General features: G+C 55.6%; 11 protein-coding genes. All 11 read left to right on the forward strand.

Annotated elements, in window-relative coordinates; all coding sequences use genetic code 11:
- Positions 1-419: 419 nt before the first annotated feature.
- On the forward strand, positions 420-1,700 hold the full coding sequence (locus AC3Y2E_RS30750; protein WP_379217124.1) for an ABC transporter substrate-binding protein: 1,281 nt from the start codon (positions 420-422) through the stop codon (positions 1,698-1,700).
- Positions 1,701-2,060: 360 nt separating this feature from the next.
- Complete coding sequence (locus AC3Y2E_RS30755; RefSeq protein WP_332074587.1) at positions 2,061-2,330, forward strand: DUF1294 domain-containing protein; 270 nt, start codon at positions 2,061-2,063, stop codon at positions 2,328-2,330.
- Between the two features lie 738 nt (positions 2,331-3,068).
- Entirely contained in the window at positions 3,069-4,640 is a 1,572-nt protein-coding gene (locus tag AC3Y2E_RS30760; RefSeq protein ID WP_379217125.1) for a helix-turn-helix domain-containing protein, read from the forward strand.
- 283 nt (positions 4,641-4,923) lie between these two features.
- Positions 4,924-5,877, forward strand: a complete 954-nt coding sequence (locus AC3Y2E_RS30765) for an ABC transporter permease (protein ID WP_379217126.1) — start codon at positions 4,924-4,926, stop codon at positions 5,875-5,877.
- Positions 5,867-6,814, forward strand: coding sequence for an iron chelate uptake ABC transporter family permease subunit (locus AC3Y2E_RS30770; protein ID WP_379217127.1), 948 nt, complete (start codon positions 5,867-5,869; stop codon positions 6,812-6,814). The genes AC3Y2E_RS30765 and AC3Y2E_RS30770 overlap by 11 nt, the downstream gene beginning before the upstream one ends.
- On the forward strand, positions 6,811-7,569 hold the full coding sequence (locus AC3Y2E_RS30775) for an iron ABC transporter ATP-binding protein (RefSeq protein WP_379217128.1): 759 nt from the start codon (positions 6,811-6,813) through the stop codon (positions 7,567-7,569). The genes AC3Y2E_RS30770 and AC3Y2E_RS30775 overlap by 4 nt, the downstream gene beginning before the upstream one ends.
- 79 nt (positions 7,570-7,648) lie before the next feature.
- Complete coding sequence (locus AC3Y2E_RS30780; protein WP_379217129.1) at positions 7,649-8,617, forward strand: siderophore ABC transporter substrate-binding protein; 969 nt, start codon at positions 7,649-7,651, stop codon at positions 8,615-8,617.
- 186 nt (positions 8,618-8,803) lie between these two features.
- Complete coding sequence (locus tag AC3Y2E_RS30785) at positions 8,804-10,552, forward strand: ABC transporter ATP-binding protein (protein ID WP_379217130.1); 1,749 nt, start codon at positions 8,804-8,806, stop codon at positions 10,550-10,552.
- The gene (locus AC3Y2E_RS30790) at positions 10,536-12,419 is read left to right on the forward strand and encodes an ABC transporter ATP-binding protein (RefSeq protein ID WP_379217131.1); all 1,884 of its coding nucleotides are present in this window, start codon (positions 10,536-10,538) and stop codon (positions 12,417-12,419) included. The genes AC3Y2E_RS30785 and AC3Y2E_RS30790 overlap by 17 nt, the downstream gene beginning before the upstream one ends.
- A 565-nt stretch (positions 12,420-12,984) precedes the next feature.
- Positions 12,985-14,553 carry a sigma-54 interaction domain-containing protein gene (locus AC3Y2E_RS30795; protein ID WP_379217132.1) on the forward strand — a complete coding sequence of 523 codons (1,569 nt, stop codon included), beginning with the start codon at positions 12,985-12,987 and terminating at the stop codon, positions 14,551-14,553.
- A 118-nt stretch (positions 14,554-14,671) separates the two neighbouring features.
- A complete protein-coding gene (locus AC3Y2E_RS30800) occupies positions 14,672-15,004 on the forward strand; it encodes a hypothetical protein (RefSeq protein ID WP_379217133.1) in 333 nt (110 codons plus the stop codon).
- Positions 15,005-15,098 lie beyond the last annotated feature (94 nt).

The following is a 15,098-nucleotide window of genomic DNA, read 5'->3' on the forward strand; positions in this document are numbered from 1 at the left end:
AGTCTTCTTGAGCTTTACAATGAACATCACCCCCAAAGGGGATAATCTTGGAGGAGCCGGATGCGATGACCCGCACGTCCGGATCTGTGAGAGGCCCATGCAATTGTGCATGGGCCTACTCGATTTTTGGAGCATGGAGGAATGCGGTGTTTTCGCGGACGTAATGTTTTCATCCAACCGGTTAGGGGAGGCATAATCGTCTGTCCGGTGGGAGACCGGGCGGATCTGCGCCGAGATCCGGCGACGGAGAGACGGACAATGTCAAAATCGTTCAACGCCGGCAGGCAAGCTTAGACGGCGCAAGGAACGGGCGAACGGGCCGCTTTCGCATATCGGACACTATTCTGCAACGACCGGACGCGGATATTTTTATAAGATAGAGTCGTAAGTTGCGTGCTAACGACAAGGGGGATAACCAAATGAAAACGTATCGTCGAGTGGGTAGTGTTGCGGCGCTTCTGGCCGTTATTTTGGCGGGCTGTGCCGCCAAGGAATCAACGTCGGGCGGAGAGGCGGGGAAGGAACAGCCGAAACCTCCGGAACCGGTTACGTTGACGTTGTATATGCAATCGGCGTTTCCGATTCAGGATCTGATCGTGGATGCGGTCCAGAAAAAGTACCCGCATATTACACTCAAGCCGCTGCTGCGGCAAAAGGGCCAGCTTCCGGCCGACCTCGTGGCTGCGGGGGATTTTCCGGACCTGATCTACAACAGTACGCCCTGGTACGCTGAGTATATCAATCTGAACGTGCTGCAAGATCTGAATTCGCTGGTCAGCTCGAACGGATTTGATCTGAACAAGCTGGACCCGCTGGCGATCGAGGCGATCAAGCTGTGGGGGACGAAAGGCGAGCTGTACGCGATCCCGATCTACCGCAATTTTGCCGTCATGTATTACAACAAAGATTTGTTCGACAAATTCGGGGTAGCGTATCCGCAGGACGGCATGACCTGGAGTCAGGCGACGGAGCTGGCGCGAAAGCTGACCCGGACCGATGGCGGGGTGGAGTACAAAGGGCTGGATGCCAGCGACATCACGTCCGCCGTATCGCAACTGACCACGCCTTTCGTCCAGTCGTCGGGAAAAGCGAATCTGGAGGCGCGCGGGTTTGAGACAGCGCTTAACAATCTGCAGACGATCTATAGCATCCCGGGCAATAAGCGCGGCAACAACATGCAGGATTTCTACAAAGGAACGGTTGCAATGTCGACGTTCTGGAACGTGCTTGCGAATTTTGAGGAGCAGCACTTGAAAGGCGCGGCCCTGAATTGGGATATGGTCTCGATGCCGACCTACGACGAGGCGCCGGGCAAATCGTATCAGGTCGATTCGCACAATATGAGCATTTCGTCGCTGAGCAAGCATAAGGAAGCGGCGTTCCAGGTAATCGCTTACCTCACGTCCACCGAGATTCAGCAGGATATTGTCCGGGGCGGCTATGTGTCCGCTTTGGTCGATCCGGCCATGGAGAAAAACTTCGGTGCCAACCTGCAGTCGTTGAAGGGCAAAAACGTGCAGGCGATCTTTAAGCTGAAGTCGGCCCCGCTGTATCATGTATCGGTGTACGACTCACTCGTCCGCGCCGAGCTGACCAAAGCGATGAACGAGGTGCTCGGCGGCTCGAAGGACGTCAACACGGCACTGCGGGATGCGAACGACAGGGCAAACAAAGTGCTGGACGCCGAGCGGAAAAAGTAAGACGGGATAGTTGGTTTGCGGCTGGGGCTGGGAGGAAGGCGTGCTGTTCGCGGTGAAAATCCGTGAACCCGATGCGGTAGCTCCGCTTCGGCGGCGCGCCTCCGTCCCCGGCTTGTGATGACTGGTACTGAAAACGGGATCGCTCGGATGCGTTCCTGTTTTCAGTACCGGTTTTAGTTTCAGGTCCAGTGCCGAGGCCCAGTGGTGGCAAAGCCGGAGCCAGAGAGCCGGAGCCAGAGCTAATTGTCTTCGGTAAGCATTCGATCGCCGGTAGTTGTTTCAGCGCGTCACCTTTCCGTAACCTGTATAGTTTGATAGAATGATAGAATCTGGTTTGTGGTACGGAAGGGGGACGTGCGATTGGCGTTTATTATTCTATATCTGGTAATCATTAATGTCGTCGGTTTTTTTATGTTTGGTTACGACAAGTCGATGGCGGTCCGGAAGCGCCGGCGTGTGCCGGAGAAGCGTTTATTTCTCGTTGCGGCAATTGGCGGGGCGGCTGGAGCGCTGATCGGGATGCGGGCGTTCCGGCACAAGACGAAGCATTTGTCGTTTACGATCGGAGTCCCCGCCCTAATCGCGGTGAATGTGGTCTGTGTAAGTTTAATTATTAAAATGTTCGGCTAACCCCAACGCAAAGCAGCGAAGACCAAGCAGACAACCGGCGCATGCTGTGTATGGATGTAGCAGCTAGCCGTTTTGCGCCGATTAATTGAATACCTGAAGGGGATAAGAGCTACCAGGACCTCTTATTTCCTCCTAATCTAACCACTTTATCGAAATAAGGGCTTTTGGAAGCTCTTATTTTTTCGTTTTGAGTCCAAAACCAAGATTCCCGCTTCAATAAGAGCTGCGGATCGCTCTTATTTCACTGAAAATGTACCTATCCGCCGAAATAAGAGTCTCAAACCGCTCCTAATTCTCCGCCACCTCGCCCAAAGCGCCAACCTGACCCGGTCCCCGTACGCAAACGCGGTCCAACCCGCCACCATACCGTGCCCACCCCATCGCCCAACGCGCCAACCTGCCCGTCCCCGGACGCAAATGCTTCCACCCCGCCACTATACCACGCCCGCCACCGTACGGCCGGCTTGGCTGGCCGCTGAAGACCGATTCGATGAACCGTACGAGCGTGACCGCTGAGGTTACTTCGGTTTTTTCAAGAGAGCCCGGGCGGTTGGTCCGGGCGTCCATCTAACATTTGCCAAATGTGTCATTCGGATTGCATTGAGAATGGTTTTCAGATAAGATCGATTTGTTGTATGGGCCGCCGAAGGGCGGCTGCTTATTCGGGCATTTATACCATCCATTCATTGGGTAACAGAAGAACCGGGTAACCTGAAACTATAGTAAGGAAGTGAGCGGATGAGTGCTGCGGGCGAGTATCGGGACGTATTCCTCCGTTACGTCAAGACGGAAGAACTGACCCTGGAGGGCGGACTATGGATCGAGCTGCCGGAGAGAAGGTATCCGAAGTTCGCTATGATTATGAAAGAAACCGTTACAGTTACGCTCGATCTGGAAGACGGACGGCGTACGGGACCTATACATGCGGGTGAGCTCGTCTACATTCCGCCTTATTGCCGGTGCACGATTCATAATGACGAGAGCCGTGCGGCCCGCGTGGCGATGATCCGGTTTCAGGTGGAGCGCCGGGGGCGAGCGGTGCCGGAAGGCTTGCAGCCTTATCCGCTGGCGGGGAAAGGCGACAGTTTGTCCGGGTTTCGCGTCCCGCAATCGGTAACCTGGATTCCGGACTTTACGAGCGGCGATCCGAACGCCGAGGTGGAGCCGGCCGTCTATTACCGGCTGCAATCGCATCTGTACGCCATCGCATCCGCCTTCGCCGCCTATGCGGGGGATGCCGAGAAACCGGGCGGCGCCGATGACGAACTGATCGATTACGTGGAGCGGACCAAGCAGCATATGCTGGATCGTTACTCCGAGCCTGCGGATATGGAGCAGCTTGCCCGGTTGTCCGGGGCCAGCTCCAGCCGGTTTTACGAGCTGTTCCGCAGGCAGACCGGGTTAAGTCCGCATAAATTTATTACGACCGTTCGCTTGAACGAATCGCTGCGGCTGCTGGCCAATTCCCGAATTCCGGTTATGGATGTGGCGCATTCCGTCGGATATGCGGACGAGCTTTATTTCAGCAGACTGTTCAAGAAGCATATGGGCATGTCCCCGACCGAATACGCGGCTTGCGCCCAGAAGCGGATCGTCATCCCGCCGGTTTTCGCCGGCGATATATCGGTGCTCGGCATTATGCCCGAGCTCGTGCTCGACCGCGGATGGTCCGAAGCGCCGGACACCGGTCCTTACATCGAGCAGATCCGAGCCAGCCACCCGGAGCTGATTCTGACTTCGCCGATCACGGAGGAGCTTCGCACCACGCTGTCTTCGATCGCACCCGTCATATCCCTCGCCTGGAAAGAAAATTCATGGAGAGACCGCCTGCTGCAAATAAGCGAAGTGCTCGACATTTCGACCGTGGCGAAGAGATGGCTTGCTTTTTATGACATCAAAGTGGAGAATGCGAGATTTCACGTCCGCCGCACGTTCGGGGAGACGCCTTATTTGCTGGCCAGCACGTTCGGGGTCCGGTTTCGCGTATACGGCAAACGAACGAGCAAAATCAAAGATTTGTTCTACGATGATTTGCAAGTGGCCGCTCCCGGCGCTGCCGGCGACATCGGGATGCTGGAGCCGGCGACCTTTGATGAAATCGCGAATATCGATGCCGACAACTTGCTGTTTCTCGCCCCGGAGTCGTGGCCGGCCGACCGGTGCGCCCAGTTGGAGGAGCGCTGGAGGAAGCTGAAGGGCAACCGTACGGATACCCGCTGCCTGATCGTCCGATGCAAGTCGCCCCTTATGTATAACGCCGCCACCTATGAAAGCATTATCGACCGGCTCGTGGGACAGTTCCTCCAATAATCGGACACAAATAGAAAAGTCCATGCGCAAATATAGAAAACTCCATTAAACTAACCGGGTTTTCGTGTAAAATAGGTGAAGTTGATAATGATTATCAATGTTAACTGCAGCGTTCCGAATCTCACGTTGCCTGATCCACACCCGGAAGTTTATCCGCGGTCCGGTCTATGGCGTGCAAGGCGTTCGGATCGGTGCACTTGTTGAATGGCGGCATCGCCGCTTCTATTTTTGAGAGCTATTGAGAATGATTATCTTTTCTAATGAAGGAAGTTAACGGGGCGTTATGAAAAAAAGATACTTGATTGCTGCTTTGGTGGTGCTCTCGATCGTCTCCCTGTTTATCGGGGTCAAAAACATTTCACCGCTCGATCTGTTCGATCTGAGCGACGATCAGGTTCATGTCCTGTGGATCAGCCGGTTTCCCCGCTTGATCAGCATCCTGATCGCCGGCGTGAGCATGAGCGTCGTCGGACTGATCATGCAGCAGCTGACGAGGAACAAGTTCGTATCTCCGACGACTGCAGGGACGATGGACTCGGCCAGGCTCGGGGTGCTGGTGTCGATGATTTTGTTCGGCGCCGCCGCGCCGCTCGTCAAGATGCTGGTCGCGTTCGTATTCGCGCTGGCGGGCACGCTGATGTTTATGAAAATTTTGGACAAAGTGAAATTCAAGGACGCGATCTTCATTCCGCTCGTCGGCTTGATGTTCGGGAACATTATCGGTTCCATTACAACGTTTTTCGCTTACAAGCACGACCTGATCCAGAACATCTCGTCATGGCTGCAAGGCAATTTCTCGCTCATTATGAAAGGCCGGTACGAAATGCTGTACGTCAGCCTGCCGCTGCTCGTCATCTCGTACTTGTACGCCAACCGGTTTACGATCGCCGGCATGGGCGAAGATTTCTCCCGCAACCTTGGGCTGAAGTACAAACAGGTTGTCAACATCGGACTGATCATCGTCGCGCTCGTATCGTCGGCGAACATTCTGACGGTAGGGATTATCCCGTTTCTCGGGCTGGTCGTGCCGAATATCGTAACGATGTACAATGGGGATCATTTGAAAAAAAATCTTCCTCACACCGCTTTGCTCGGAGCCGTCTTCGTTCTGGCATGCGACATCTTGGGCCGCGTTATTATATTTCCGTATGAAATCCCGATCGGGCTGACCGTCGGCGTCATCGGAAGCGGTATTTTTCTTTACTTGCTGTTGAGGAGAAAGGCATATGAGTCCTAAAGGTAAGCTCGGTATACTGGCGCTGGTCTCCGTCGCGCTGATCGTCGTCTTTCTCGTGATCCAGTCCGGAGGCAACTGGAGCTACATACTGCCGCGAAGAGGGATCAAGATCGCCGCTATCGTGCTGACGGCTGCGGCCATCGCTTTCTCGACGATCGTGTTCCAGACGATAACGAACAACCGGATCTTAACGCCGAGCATTATCGGCCAAGATTCGCTGTATTTGCTCATTCAGGTGTTCATCATTTTCGTATACGGCTCGACGAGCTTGTCGATCACGAACAAAAACATCAATTTCGTCATCTCGGTCGCTTTCATGGTCGGATTCGCCTTCCTGCTGTACTGGTTTTTGTTCAAGAAGGAAGGGCGGAACATTTACTACCTGCTGCTGGTGGGCATCATTATGGGTTCGTTTTTCGGCAGCATCACGACGTTCATGGAAGTGCTGATCGACCCGAATGAATTCATGATCGTTCAAGACAAAATGTTCGCCAGCTTCAACCGGATCAATACCGACTTGTTAACGATCTCGATTATCGCGATCGGATTGGTCGGCCTGTACTGCTGTAGAATGGCCAAATATTTGGACGTCCTGTCGCTCGGACGGGAGCATGCGGTCAATCTCGGAGTTCCGTATAACGCCATTGTGAAAAAGCTGCTGATCGTCGTAGCGGTCCTGATCTCGATCTCCACGGCGCTGGTCGGCCCGATCACATTCCTTGGCCTGCTCGTGGCGAACGTAGCTTACCAGATGCTGAAGACGTATGAGCACAAATATTTGATACCCGGATCGATCCTGATCAGCATCATCGCGCTGGTCGGCGGACAGCTCGTGGTGGAACGGGTGTTCACCTTCTCTACTACGATCAGCGTTATCATCAATTTCATCGGCGGAGTGTACTTCCTGTATTTGCTCCTAAAGGAGAGTAAATCGTGATAGAGGTCAGAAACGTTACCAAAACATATGGGGGCAAAGCGGTAGTCGAACGCGTCTCCGTGAACATCGAGAAAGGCAAAATCACTTCATTTATCGGTCCGAACGGAGCAGGCAAAAGCACTCTGCTCTCGATGGTCAGCCGATTGGCCGACAAGGACGAAGGGGAGGTGCTGATCGAAGGAGTCGAGCTCGGCAAGTGGAAGAGCAACGATTTGGCCAAAAAAATCTCGATCCTCAAACAGGCGAACCATATCAACGTCCTCTTGACCGTCAAGGATCTCGTCGGCTTCGGCAGATTTCCGTACTCGCAAGGCAGGCTGACGAAGGAAGACCGCGCTTACGTGGACGAAGCGATCGATTATATGGAGCTCGGGCCGATGCAGAACAAATTCCTCGATCAGCTGAGCGGAGGGCAAAAGCAGCGGGCGTTCATCGCGATGGTTATCGCCCAAAACACCGAATACGTGCTGCTCGACGAGCCGCTCAACAATCTGGATATGAAGCATTCCGTGCAAATTATGCAGGTGCTGAAGCGGATGGTCAGCGATCTGGACAAAACGATCGTGCTCGTCCTGCACGACATCAATTTCGCCTCGTGTTATTCGGATTACATTGTCGCACTCAAAAACGGCAAGGTGGTCAAGGAAGGGCCGACCGACGATATTATCAGCACGCCGGTTCTGCAGGATATATACGATCTGCATATCCCGATTCATCAGGTCGACGGCAACAAAATATGCGTCTACTTTAAATGAAGACATATGCGTACCATCCTAACGGTTATGTAGTAGAAACATGTTCCACATATAATAAACGATGAAAAGGTGGTTCCAAATGAAAAAGAATTTTATGATTTTGGCAACATTGTTGATTTTGGCCCTCGTAACGGCCGCATGCGGCGGTTCGGGCGACAAGACGAACGGCGCCGCGCCGTCCGCACCGTCGTCCACACCGGCTCCGGAGCAGACGGAGCTGACGATCAAGCACAAGCTGGGCGAATCGAAAGTGAAGAAAAACCCGCAAAAAATCGTTGTATTCGATTTCGGCATTCTCGATACGCTCGACAAGCTCGGCGTTGAAGTGACCGGTGTACCGCAAGCGAACATTCCGCCGTACCTGGCCAAATACAAAGATGCCAAGTACAAAAACGTGGGCAGCCTGGTAGAGCCTGACTTCGAGAAAATCAGCGCGATCAAACCGGATCTGATCATCATTTCCGGCAGACAGCAAACCGCCTACGAAGAGCTCAGCAAAATCGGCACGACGATTTTCCTTGGCGTAGACACAGCGAAATATATGGAGTCCTACACGGAAAACTCCAAAATCGTCGGACAAATTTTCGGCAAAGAACAGCAAGTGGAAGCCGAACTGAAAGCAGTCAGCGATTCGATCCAGAAGCTGAACCAAAAAGTGAAAGCGAACGGCAAAAACGCCTTGATCGTACTCGCCAACGAAGGCTCGATCAGCGCTTACGGCGCGGGTTCCCGCTTCGGTATCCTGCATGACGTCATCGGTTTCGAACCTGTGGACAAAAACATTGAAGTATCGACGCACGGCAAGCCTGTCTCGTTCGAATATATCGCAGAGAAAAACCCGGACTATCTGTTCGTCATCGACCGCGGAGCGGCTGTCGGCGGAGAACCGGCGGCGAAGAAAACGATCGAAAACGAGCTCGTCAAAAAGACCAAAGCGTTCCAAAACGGCAATATCGTGTACCTCGACCCGAATTACTGGTATTTGTCGGGCGGCGGGTTGATCTCGGTCGCCGAGATGGTGAAGGAAGTCGAAAAAGGCGTGAAGTAACCGGCATAATGGCGCAAGGAAGCGTATGAACGAACAGAGCTGTCCCGTTAGGTCTCATTTAAATGACCTGGGGTGACGGCTCTGTTTTTTGGCTGAACCGATAGGTAGTTAGGTAATGATTTGATACCTCTTTGCCGGATATGGATGTATAATAACGGTAGCGCTAATAGGTGAGGAGAGATCGGGTTGCAGTTTTTGAACGTATATGTCAAAAAGTATTGGAAGCTGTTTTGCGTAGCGGTCTTCTTTCTCACGATTGAAGCGCTGTGCGATCTCATGCTGCCTACGCTGATGGCGAGCATTATCGATGTCGGGGTAGCCGAGAGCCGGATGGATTACATCATGCGGATCGGAGGTCTGATGCTGCTTATTACGGCTGTCGGAGCGTTGTCCGCCAGTGCGCGCAATATCATCGCCAGCCGCGTCTCGCAGAAGTTCGGCACCGAGCTGAGGGCCGACTTGTTCCGCAAGATCCAGAGCTTGTCGTTTACAAGCATCGATCAATTTGAAAGGGCTTCCTTGGTTACCCGGCTGACGAACGACGTGACGCAAGTGCAAAACTTCGTGAACGGACTTATGCGTATTTTCGTAAAAGCCCCCTTGCTCTGCATCGGCAGTTTGATTATGGCCGTCCGGCTGAATCCGCACTTGTCGACCGTACTTGCCGTCGTCGTCCCTGTCGTCGCCCTGCTCGTCGTGTTGAACATGAAGATCGGCTTTCCGCGGTTTATGAAGGTGCAGAAGGCGCTGGACCGGGTAAACGGCGTCATTCGCGAATATTTGTCCGGCGTGCGGGTCGTGAAGGCGTTCAACCGGTTCGACTACGAAACGGACAAATTCGACAAGGCAAACGACGAATACAAAGACCGCTCGGTCCAAGTGATGCGAGCGATGTCCGTGTTTAACCCGGCCATAATGCTGACCGTCAACTTCGGGATCGTCGCCGTCATCTGGATCGGCGGTATCCGGGTCGACAGCGGGCAGATGCAGGTCGGGCACGTGCTGGCCTTTATTAACTATATGACCCAAATTTTAATGTCGCTGCTGATGATCTCGATGGTATTTAACATGTTCGTCCGCGCGCGGGCTTCGGCGGTGCGGATCGGGGAAGTGTTCGCCGAGATGAATACGATGACGTGGAAGGAACAGGCGATCCGGGACGTTCCGGCCGCGAGAGGAAGAGTCGATTTCGAAAACGTGACGTTTTCGTACGACGGCCCGTCGGGCGAGCCGGCGCTCCATCGCATCAGCTTCACCTGCTTGCCGGGGCAAACGGTAGGCATTATCGGATCGACCGGTTCGGGCAAGAGCAGTCTGATCGGACTGATCCCGCGTTTTTATGATGCCGATTCAGGTACGGTCAAAGTGAACGGAACAAACGTGCTGGAGGTCGATCCGAGCGCCCTTCGGGAGAGGATCGCGATCGTCCCGCAGAAATCGGTGCTGTTCTCCGGTACGGTGGCGGACAATATTAGGTGGGGCAAGGACGATGCAACCCGCGAAGAGATCGAGCGTGCGGCCAGGCTCGCCGAAGCGCACGAGTTTATCGCCGCGTTCCCCGAAGGCTACGACACCGTGCTCGGCCAGCGCGGAGTTAATTTGTCGGGCGGGCAGAAGCAGCGCGTCTCGATTGCGCGGGCGCTTATCCGAAGGCCGGATATATTGATTCTGGACGACTGCACCAGCGCGGTAGACGTTGCTACTGAAGCGAAGATCAAGCAATCGTTAAAACAGTACGCAAGCAACGTAACGTGCCTGCTCATCGCACAGCGGATTACGTCGGTCATGGATGCCGACCAGATTATCGTGCTCGACGAGGGTGAGATCGTCGGAATCGGCCGGCACGAGCAGCTGTTGCGGGAATGCAGCGTATACAAGGAAATCTACGAGTCGCAAATCGGGAAGGAGGTGCAGCCGAATGTCCAAGCCGAATGAACGGACGGAAGAACAGCGAAGCCAGGCCGATCTGGCGATGCCGCCGGTGCCCGGCCGGCATCCGGGGGCCGGGGGATTCGGGGCGCGGGGTCGAGGACCGGTCGTAAAGCCAAAAAACTTCAAAGCGACGATGGCGAAACTGTGGAAGTATCTCGGCGGGGAACGGAAGCTGCTGACGGTCATTTTCGTCTTTTTGCTGATCAATGCCGGGATCGGGCTGGCCGGACCTTACTTGATCGGGCTATCGATCGACACGATGACGGTTTCTGGCGGCGCTGTGGATTTCTCCGTGCTGCAAGTCATTCTGCTTGCGATGATCGCCGCATACGTCATGGACGGACTGCTCACCTTGTTCCAAGGCTGGATGATGGCAGGCGTCTCTCAGCGAATCGTGATGAAGCTCCGGGGCGCGATGTTCCGCAAGCTGCAGAAGCTTCCGCTGGCCTTTTTCGATTCGCGGCCGAGCGGCGAAGTGATGAGCCGGATGTCCAACGACATCGACAACGTCAGTAATACGATCTCGCAGTCGACGGTGCAGCTGATGTCCGGTTCGATCGCGATAGTCGGCTCGCTGACGATGATGCTCGTGCTGAGCCCGATCCTCACGCTCGCGAGTCTAATCACGGTGCCGCTTGTGTACATGCTCGCCCGAACGATTACGAAAAAAACGAGCGTATTGTTCAAGGAACAGCAGGCCCAGCTCGGTAAGCTGAACGGACATATCGAAGAAACGGTATCCGGCCTGCAGGTCGTAAAGGCGTTTAATCGCGAACAGCGTTCGGTTGAAGAGTTCGATGAGGTGAACGCCAAGCTGTACGAAGCGGGGTTAAAGGCGCAAATCTGGTCCGGCTTTATGATGCCCCTGCTCAGCGTCATCAGCAATATCGGGTTCGCGGCGGTGGCGATCGTCGGCGGAATTCTGGCCGTACAGGGAGATATTACGGTAGGGATTATCGCCAGCTTCCTCAGCTATTCCCGCCAGTTTGTACGTCCGCTGAACGAGCTGGCGAACTTGTACAACGTGCTGCAGTCCGGGGTAGCGGGGGCGGAACGCGCATTTGAGGTGCTCGAGGAGACGGAGGAGACCGAGGACCGGCCCGATGCGGTCGTCTTGACGAATCCGAAGGGACATGTCGTCTTTGAAAATGTCAGCTTCGGCTACCGGCCCGACGTTCCGATCCTGAAGGAGGTCAGCTTCGACGTTCCCGAGGGCAGCAGCACGGCGCTCGTAGGGCCGACGGGAGCGGGGAAAACGACGGTCGTCAACCTGCTGACGCGGTTTTACGATGTGACGGGCGGCACGATCTACATCGACGGCCGGGATATCCGGACGTATACGAGGGACAGCCTGCGACGCTGCTTCGGCATCGTGCTGCAGGATACGTACTTGTTCTCGGGTACGATCCGGGAGAACATCAAATACGGCAAGCCGGACGCGACCGAGGAGGAGATGACACGGGCGGCGGCCATGGCGAACGCCGACGTGTTCATTCGCAAGCTGCCGAACAAATACGATACGATGCTGACCGAGAACGGCGGCAATTTAAGCCAAGGCCAGCGGCAGCTGCTCGCGATCGCGAGAGTGATGCTGGCGGAGCCGTCGATCCTCATTCTCGACGAGGCGACGAGCAGCATCGACACCCGGACGGAGCTGCATATCCAGGAAGCGCTGCTTCACATGCTGCAAGGACGGACCAGCTTCATCATCGCGCACAGGCTGAACACGATCCGCGACGCGGATACGATCATGGTCGTGGACCACGGCGAGATCGCGGAGAAGGGCAGCCACGACGTGCTGATCCGGGAGCAGGGCGCTTATTCGCGGATGTTCCACAATCAGTTTAAAAATATCGAGGGCGCTGGCTAGGGTGTTGACAGGCGTGACGCGGCGAGAGGGCTGGATTGCCCCCCGGGTGCGGTTGACGTGACTGGGCTATGTAGGAGTAACACCAGATGTAGCTGGGCGTTGCATGACGTGACGTGATGAGAGGTAAGCGGACGTTGTTGCTGGACGTGATGGGGTGGTTGGGCGTAACTTTAGCGCGAAATAGCAGTCTTTCGGGGCTCTTATTTTCCACCAATCGCCCGTCCTGGAGTAAATAAGTGATGTTTGGGGCCGTTATTTCGGGCGATATAAGCGAAAAGGGCTGACTGGCCTCGATATAAGAGTCCCAAACGTCCTTTAATTTGCTCGGATTGCCGATTTTTCAAGAAATAGCGGTCCCCAAAAGCTCTTATTCGCTCAGCAACCTCCTATCCGCCAGCGAGCTCTTATTCCACTCAGCAACCTCCTGTCTGCCGAGCAAGCGCTTATCCGCTTAGCACCGCCTGACTATCCGCCCAGTTCCGCCCTCTTTCCGATTGACTACGGACAAGCCTCGCCTTTCGTGCGGGCGCGCAACACCTATTAACTTCCAGCAGGTGAAGAAACGATGAGAATATCGAAGCGCGGCTGGGTATCCCGGCTGCTGAAGCAGTCGGCCCGGGAGAGAGACAGCGCGGCGCAGGAACTGCGGCTCTACAAAGTGGCGCTGGAAAACGCATACGAAGGGCTCGTCATCTGTGATCGTGAGGGCCGGATTTTATCGCTTAACGACACGTATGCGACGCTGCTCGGAGTGCGGGCGGCCGACGTGATCGGCAAGCCGGTGGCGGACGTCATTGAGAATACCCGGATGCATATCGTGGCCAAGACCGGCAAGGCGGAAATCGCCGACCTGCAGCTCGTGAAGGGGCGGTGGATGATCGCGACGCGGATTCCGATTCGCGACCAGGCCGGGAACGTGATCGCAGTAGCGGGCAAAGTCGTGTTCCAGGATCTTGATAATTTGTTTCAGATGAACACCCGGTTCAAGGAAATCCGCAAACAGCTCCATCATCCGGCGGATAAAGAGAAAAGCGCCGCTTCGGCGAAATACGGCATGTCGCACATTATCGGAGACGGCGAACCGATGCGTTCCGTGAAAGCGATGGCGGTCAAGGCGGCGAAGACGAATGGGGCGGTGCTGATTACCGGCGAGAGCGGAACCGGGAAAGAACTGTTCGCTCATGCGATTCACCGGGAAAGCTCCCGTTACTTCGGCCCGTTCATTACGGTCAATTGCGCTGCCGTACCGGAGCCGCTATTCGAGTCGGAGCTGTTCGGCTATAAGGAAGGCGCGTTTACCGGCGCTGTCAAGTCGGGCAAAAAGGGGAAGTTTGCACTGGCCCATAAAGGCACCCTGTTTCTGGACGAGATCGGGGATATGCCGCTCCAGCTGCAGGCCAAGCTGCTTCGCGTCTTGCAGGAGAAGGAGATTGAGCCGGTAGGAGCGGCTTACCCCGAACCGGTGGACGTCCGAATCGTAGCCGCGACGAATCAAAATCTGGCTCGTCTGGTCGAACAAGGCAAATTCAGGCGGGACTTGTATTACCGGCTCCACGTGATCGAGCTGCGTCTTCCCCCGCTGCGCGAGCGAAAGGAAGACATCCCGGTTTTGGCCGAATTCATCCTGAAGAAGCTGGCGCGGGACAACGGACTCCATACGGTGCAGGCCGACTCCGCAGCGATAAGAAGACTGCAGAGCTGCGATTGGCCGGGCAACGTCCGGGAGCTGAGCAACGTGCTGGAACGGGCGCTGCTGTTCATGGAAGGCTCGGTCATCCGGGAAGAGGATCTCGGCCTGCCTCCGCTCGCGCACGGTGCTGAGGGTGCTGCGGCAAGCGGGACTTCCGAATCGGACGAAGGCGGGATACGGGCGGCGGCGCTACAGGAGAAGGACGGCGATCCGGGGAGGAGCGTATCTGCGCAAGAAGTGATGTCGGGCACGGTGCCGGACAACACGGAAGCTTCCCCGGCTTACACGGAACAAGAACCGATGAAGGCACAAGTGCGCAGGCTGGAGAAGGAGCTGATCGCCGGGGCGCTCCGGCTCGAGAACGGCGACAGCCAGGCGGCGGCCCGAAGGCTCGGTATGGGCAAGTCGAGCTTTTATAAGAAGCGCGGCGAGTACGGACTGTAACAGATGGGCGGCCATCCGGCGAATTCGGCTGGAAACGCGTCTCACGCGCCAAAAGGCGGAGGCGCCGTCCGGACTGACGGAGGTCGCGCTCGGAGCGGGCCGGCTGCTGTGGACCGGCTTGCCGGTAGAGCTGAACGACCGGAGCGAAGCGGTGAACGCTCTGTACGGGCACGTGCTTGCAGATTGCGGCATCGCCCCGGAATTGGAGTGGGAGGTTGGCGGCGGGCTGCCCGGCGTATACGGCCGCAAGCTGGAGTTCCGCGACGGCTCGCTGTACGTATTCGTATCGGAGTGCGGCCGCAGCGCCGCAATCCGGGTGAAGGACCCGGTGTCGGGCCGCACCTATTCTTTCCGGCTCGAGAGCGAACGTTCCGTACTGTTCGCGGCGAACCGCGCGGGCGACCTGCTGGCCGTGTACCGGCCGGAGGAAGTTGATGTAAAGGTCGGCTGAACCCGGTTAGCACGCAAGTAAGTTGATTTTGTGTGGAGGCCATTCGCATGAAAAAGCGACAATCAATCTAATCTTGGATTGGTTGTCGTTTTTT

It is taken from the genome of Paenibacillus sp. MAH-35 (assembly GCF_058135425.1).